Origin of the sequence: Aeromonas sp. 604176 (assembly GCF_049170755.1) — a bacterium.
GTDB classification, from domain to species: domain Bacteria; phylum Pseudomonadota; class Gammaproteobacteria; order Enterobacterales; family Aeromonadaceae; genus Aeromonas; species Aeromonas veronii_A.
In genome coordinates, this window is the sequence record NZ_JAAKNE010000166.1 from 1 (window position 1) to 6,394 (window position 6,394).

Annotated in this window: 6 protein-coding genes; 2 read left to right on the forward strand and 4 right to left on the reverse strand. The window is 56.6% G+C overall.

Annotated features, from left to right (window positions below):
* Positions 1-177 precede the first annotated feature (177 nt).
* The 4 genes from G5358_RS19650 to G5358_RS19665 all read right to left on the reverse strand — a co-directional run bounded on the left by G5358_RS19650 (position 178) and on the right by G5358_RS19665 (position 4,045).
* Positions 178-1,557, reverse strand: coding sequence for an AmpG family muropeptide MFS transporter (locus G5358_RS19650; protein ID WP_216951902.1), 1,380 nt, complete (start codon positions 1,555-1,557; stop codon positions 178-180).
* A gap of 174 nt (positions 1,558-1,731) precedes the next feature.
* The gene (locus G5358_RS19655; protein WP_216954445.1) at positions 1,732-2,307 is read right to left on the reverse strand and encodes a peptidylprolyl isomerase; all 576 of its coding nucleotides are present in this window, start codon (positions 2,305-2,307) and stop codon (positions 1,732-1,734) included.
* 2 nt (positions 2,308-2,309) lie between these two features.
* Positions 2,310-2,894 carry a YajG family lipoprotein gene (locus G5358_RS19660; protein ID WP_047435490.1) on the reverse strand — a complete coding sequence of 195 codons (585 nt, stop codon included), beginning with the start codon at positions 2,892-2,894 and terminating at the stop codon, positions 2,310-2,312.
* A gap of 17 nt (positions 2,895-2,911) precedes the next feature.
* Complete coding sequence (locus G5358_RS19665; protein WP_227341205.1) at positions 2,912-4,045, reverse strand: methyltransferase; 1,134 nt, start codon at positions 4,043-4,045, stop codon at positions 2,912-2,914.
* 203 nt (positions 4,046-4,248) lie between these two features.
* Between G5358_RS19665 and G5358_RS19670 the strand changes: the two genes are divergently transcribed.
* Both G5358_RS19670 and G5358_RS19675 read left to right on the forward strand, forming a co-directional pair.
* Entirely contained in the window at positions 4,249-4,563 is a 315-nt protein-coding gene (locus G5358_RS19670) for a BolA family protein (RefSeq protein ID WP_227341207.1), read from the forward strand.
* A 451-nt stretch (positions 4,564-5,014) separates the two neighbouring features.
* Positions 5,015-6,358, forward strand: a complete 1,344-nt coding sequence (locus G5358_RS19675) for a Na(+)-translocating NADH-quinone reductase subunit A (RefSeq protein ID WP_005343681.1) — start codon at positions 5,015-5,017, stop codon at positions 6,356-6,358.
* The last annotated feature ends 36 nt before the right edge of the window (positions 6,359-6,394 follow it).

Consider the following 6,394-nt stretch of genomic DNA (forward strand, 5'->3'; position numbering starts at 1 on the left):
AGTCTTGGTAAATTTGGCCATTTTATTGGTCTCTTGTGCGTTAGTTGAGGTTTTCCGTAGCCTGCCCACAAGGAGCGAGAGGAATTCTAATCAAATAAAATTGGGGGTGAAACAACTTCTCGGGAACTTTATCCGGAAGTGTGAATCTAATCACCCCCGATTCTACGCAAACGCTTGCTATTTGTCAGCAACTGAGAACAACTCACCCCCTTTACGGGCGACCAGCACAATCAACAACAACACGGGCAAGCCCAACAAACTGGTGCCGACAAAGAAGGCGCTGTAGCCAATCTGCTCCACCACCTGCCCCGAAAAACCGGCCAGCAACTTGGGCAGCAGCAACATCACCGAGCTGAACAGGGCGTATTGCGTCGCTGAAAACGCCACATTGGTCAGGCTGGAGAGATAGGTCACAAAAGCTGCGGTGGCGATGCCGGCGCTGAGGTTATCGAGCGAAATGATCAGGGTCAGCAGCTCCAGGTTGTGACCAACCTGATGGAGCAGGGCAAACAGCAAATTGGTGCTGGCGGTGAGCAGCGCCCCGAGAAACAGGATCCGCAGCGTGCCAAAGCGCATCACCAGCACGCCCCCCAGTGCCGCCCCCACCAGCGTCATGATAACGCCAAACACCTTGGTGATAGTGGCGACTTCGGTCTTGCTGAACTGCATATCCACATAGAAGCTGTTGGACATCACCCCCATCACCACATCCGCAATCCGGTAACAGGCGATAAGCAAAAGGATCAGCAGCGCCGAGCGACCATAACGGCGAAAGAAGTCGGCAAACGGACTCCAGACCGCCTCATAACCCCAGGCTCCGGCACTTGCCAAGGGGGCGGGCCACCCCTTTTCCTGCAGCAGTGCCTTGCGCTCTGCCTGTTGTCTGCCCTGACCGGCCAGATCGATATCAGGTTCATGGCAGAACAGCGTGGTAATCACCCCGAGTGACATCAGACCGGCCATCACCAGATAGGTGATCTGCCAGCCACGATAGTCATAGCCGCTGTTGCTGCCAAACCAGGCTGCCAGCGCCAATGCGCCGGCACCGGCGATGATCATCGCCAACCGGTAGCCAGTCATGTAGGAGGCCGCCATCGCAGCCTGCAGTCGCTCGGGAGCAGATTCGATGCGATAGGCGTCGATCACGATATCCTGAGTCGCCGAGGCAAAGGCCACCAGCAGGGCGAACAAGGCCAAATGAGTCAACCCGCTCTTGGGATCACAAAACGCCATCCCTACCAACGCAGCCGCGATCAATAGCTGGGAGAAGAACATCCAGCTACGACGACGCCCCAACAGGGTAGAGAGCAGTGGCAATGGCATACGATCCACCAGCGGCGACCACAACCATTTAAAGCCGTAGGCCAGCGCCACCCAGCTCATGTAACCGATATCGGTCAGGCTGACATCGGCCTCGCGCAACCAGAATGAGAGGGTGCCAAATACCAGCAACAGCGGCAGACCCGATGAAAAGCCCATGGCAAAGAGAATGAGTACTCGGGCTTCGAGATAAACAGCGAGCGATTCCCGCCAACTCGGTGTGCGGATCATATTCAACTACCTGACGACTTTGGAAAAGTGCGTCATTTTGGCAGGTTGATGGCAGATAGCCAAGGCGGGTAAGGAGATAGACACAAGAAGCCCGGCCAGAGAAAAGGCCCATCCCGAACGGGATGAGCCTTGCATGGTGGCGCGACGGGATCACGGTGACATACCGCATCCGGCAATGGGTTACTTGCCGGCTTTCTTGTCCGCCGGGGTTTCCGCCAGCAACACTACCTTCTTCAGGATGACAGGGCTGGTCGGCACATCGTTGGCACGCAAAATGGGGCTGTAACCGGTCTGTACCTGAGCCAGTTTGTCCAGCACCTCCATCCCCTGAACCACCTGACCGAACACGGTATAACCCGCAGAGCCACCGGCGTTGAGGTTATTGTTGTCGACCAGATTGAAGTAGAACTGGCGAGTAGCGCTGTCGACCGCCTGGGTGCGAGCCATGGCGATGGAGCCACGCTTGTTGGGCAGACCGCCACGCGACTCGTTGACCACCGGCTCATAAGTTGGCAGTTGCTGGAACTGCTGGTTATACCCCCCCCCCTGCACCACAAAATCCTGGATCACCCGGTGGAAGATGCTGCCGTCATAGCTGCCATCAGCCACGTAGCGCAAAAAGTTTTTCACCGTCTGGGGCGCCTGCTTGGACGCCAGCTCCACCACGATATTGCCGTGGTTGGTCTCCATTCTCACTTTCGGGCCCGCGAACGCCAGCGGGGCGATCAACATGGCCAGCAACCAGAGTTTTTTCATCATCAGACACCTGCGCCGTTCGGTTGACCTTTAAGGTAACCGCGCAGCGCCTCATCGGCCATGATCTGCTGCAGCACGCTACCCAGTTGCAGGTTCAGTGTAGACTCGAGATCGGCCATGCTTGGCTCGCTCGGGCTCTCCTTGCTGGAAGACATGTTGAACTGCTTGGTCAGACGGTTGCCCTGGAAATCGGCGATCACCTGCAGACTGACGCGGGACTTGGTGACATAGGTAAAGGTCTTCTCTTCCACATTGACTGCGGCGTTGGAGATCACCAGCGTCAGGTTGGTGGTGCCACTGTTGCCCACTTCGAGACCCTGACTACGCAGTCCTTCAGCCAGCCGTTCGGCCATCAGCAGATTGAGCGGACGCTCGCTGTTGACCAGCACGGGGGCTTTCTCTTTATGTTTGATGGAGAAGACGTAGGCAGCCTCACGCTTGTCTACCCCTTCCATGGTGATGCGATTGCCAGAGTAGTATTGCTGGTTGGCGGGGATCACCTGCGGATTGAGCAGCGCTGTCTCCGGCCAATGAGTGGCACACCCGCCCAGCATCAGGGCGGCCAGCAGCAAGAGTGACTTTTTCATCATGGTTTCCTTTGGCTTTAGCGTTTGATGGCTTTCAAAATAACGAATTTGCTGTTCGACGCAACGACTTGTGCGTTGGCAAACAAGCGCTTGAGTTTGTTGTGATAGTCCAGATGACGGTTGCCTACTATCCAGAGTTCACCCCCCTGAGGCAACACCCGGTGCGCATCGCTGAACATCTGCCAGGCGATATGATCGGTGATCGCCTGTAACTGATGGAAAGGAGGGTTGCAGAGGATCCGATCCGCCGAACCTACCGCCACCCCGTCGAGACAGTTATTGACCATAAAGCGGGCACGCGGCAGTGCATCGGGCAGATTGTGCTCGACGTTGAGCTGTGCCGAGGCGACCGCCATATAGGATTCATCGATAAAGGTCACCTCCACCTCGCTATCTTTGGCGAGCAGCGACAGACCCAAAACCCCGTTGCCACAGCCCAGATCGATCACCTTGCGGGCACTGTGGATGGGCAGGTTGTCCAGCATAAAGCGGGCACCGATATCGAGACTGGTGCGCGAGAAGACGTTGGCATGGTTGTGGATGAGCATGCCACTCCCCTCCAACGGCCAGACAGTCGGGAAGGGGTTGGCCAGCGCGGGGCGTTCTGCCTGCGGCTCGCAGTGAATGAGACGCGCCTTCTTCCAGGCCAACGAGGTACGGGTAGGCCCCAGATACTTCTCGAACAACTTGAGGGTGGAGGTATGAATATCCTTCGCCTTGCCGGCAGCGATAACGCGGGTTGCCGGTGTCACCACCTCCCGCAGCGCCAGCAGTTGCTGCTCCAGCAGTGCCTGATATTTGGAGACCTTGATCACCACCAGCGCAGGAGCATCGGGCAGCGGTGCCAGCGCATCCTGCAAGGTAATCCCGCTCGTATCCAGCCCATTTTCGGCCAAATTGGCCATGGTAGCCCGCTCACTGATGTAGGAGTCGGTGACACAGCAGGGGGAGTGCGGATGCAGATAGGCGGCAAGCGCGCCAAAACCGTCATTCATGATGATGACGTGGCCCGCCTGCTCGAGGGGGGACTCCGCCAGAGTGTTGATCAGATATTCGTCAGCCGCATCCCAGGCTTGCAGTGTCTCCTGACTCTGGCGCGGATAGCGGTAGAGCGTGAGCTGGCAATGGGGAGTGTCGAGAAGGGTTTGCATAGGAAGAGTCCAACCTCGGCTTGATTCATGGATACAGGCGCCAGGGGCGACGCAAAGTGGCGCTATTCTAGCGAGGAGCAGGAATTTCACCAGTTCGGAGCGTGCTAATGAACGGATAGCAGGCGATTTTCCTTTTGCGGGGGCTTATTCCACACCTAGACAGCCGATAGAATGGCCCGACATTCACTCTGGAAGCTGATCCTATGACCATCCAACAACTGATTGAAGCCAAGCTGACGGCAGCCCTCTCCCCCACTCTGCTGGAAGTGATCAACGAGAGCCACATGCACCGAGTGGAGCCGGGATCTGAGAGCCACTTCAAGGTGGTGATCGTCAGCGAACAGTTTGCGGGTCAGCGCCTTCTCTCTCGGCATCGTCAGGTCAACGCCATCCTGGCCGATGAACTGGCCGGCGCTGTCCATGCACTTGCACTGCATACCTACACGGCAAGCGAGTGGCAGGAGAAGGGTAAGGCACCACGCACACCAGCTTGTGTTGGCAACCCCTCGCACTCCTGAACGGCTAGCTGTCACCCATTGCTCTGACCCACCACCCTATGGGTGACAAACAAACAAAAATTAAACAAAAAGCCGCCAGCCTGCTGATCCTGACAACCATAAATAGGTTTTTAATTCAGTTTTCCCTGGCGGCTTAGTCACAGCCTTACACAAGCATACCCCCATGGGGGTATTAAACTAAAAAAACCTTTAAAACCACAGCTTACAAGGAATTCAGGGGTTATTCATTGCAGGTTAATTTTGTGATGACGCAGGGATTTTGCCTATTTGGCATGGCAGAAAATGGGCCTTAAGTGGTAGACTCAAGCGCTTTTGAGTGACCTCGCATGTTGAATAATTGCTGAGCCTGACCACCCGGCGCAGCCACAACAGCGACTCATTCAACCACCCGTCGTGATGTATTTCTCGGCGCTAACCAACCTCTCTTCCCGTAACGGTAGTGCAATTAAGTATGATTACAATCAAAAGAGGACTGGACATCCCCGTGCTGGGTGCGCCAGAGCAAGTAATCTACGATGGCCCCGCCATCACCCGTGTTGCTACACTGGGCGAGGAGTTCGTGGGGATGCGACCTACTATGTTCGTCAAAGTAGGTGATCGCGTCATCAAAGGTCAGGAGCTCTTCGAAGACAAGAAGAATCCCGGCGTTAAATTCACGGCCCCCGCCACCGGCGTAGTTTCAGAGATCAACCGTGGAGCCAAACGTGTGCTCCAGTCAGTGGTCATCGACCTCGACGGCTCCGATGAGCAGGTGACCTTCGAGCATTTTGCCTCTTCCGAGCTGGCCAAGCTCGAGCGCAGCAAGGTGCAAGAGATCCTGGTTGCATCAGGCCAGTGGATCGCACTGCGCACTCGCCCGTTCAGCAAAGTCCCTGCGGTAGGCTCAGCCCCGCGCGCCATCTTCGTGACCGCGATGGACACCAACCCGCTGGCCGCCAACGCAGAGTTGATCATCAAAGAGCAGTCTCAGGCGTTTCTAGACGGTCTGGCCGTGCTGACTCGTCTGACCGACGGCACCGTCTATGTCTGTAAAGGCGAAGGCAGCCTGCCCCACTCTCCTCTGGCTCAGGTCAAAGAAGAGATCTTCGTCGGTCCGCATCCTGCCGGTCTGCCTGGTACCCATATCCACTTCCTGGATCCGGTCAGCAGCACCAAGGTGCAGTGGCACATCAACTATCAGGATGTGATCGCGTTCGGCAAGCTGTTCACCACCGGCCAGATCTATACCGACAAGGTGATCGCCCTGGCTGGCCCGAACGTGCTCAAACCGCGTCTGCTGCGTACCCGTCTGGGTGCCTGCATCAGCCAGCTCACCAACAATGAGCTGCGTGCCGATGAAAACCGCGTCATCTCCGGTTCCCTGCTGAGCGGCGCCAAGGCTGATGGTGTTCACGACTATCTGGGTCGTTACCACAATCAGGTCTGTGCACTGGGCGAGGGTCGTGAGAAAGAGTTCCTGGGCTGGATCAACCCCAGCGCCAACAAGTTCTCCATCACCCGCACCACCCTCTCTCACCTGATGAAGGGTCGCCTTATCAACTTCACCACCACTACCAACGGTAGTGACCGTTCCATGGTGCCTATCGGCAACTATGAACGGGTGATGCCACTCGACATCCTGCCTACCCTGCTGCTGCGGGATATGGTCTCCGGCGATACCGACGGTGCGCAAGCACTGGGTTGCCTGGAGCTGGATGAGGAAGATTTGGCCCTCTGTACTTTCGTTTGCCCCGGCAAGACCGAGTACGGCCCTATCTTGCGTGAGTGCCTGACCAAGATTGAACTGGAAGGTTAAGCGATGAGTTTCAAGCAACTTCTTGAAAATATGGAA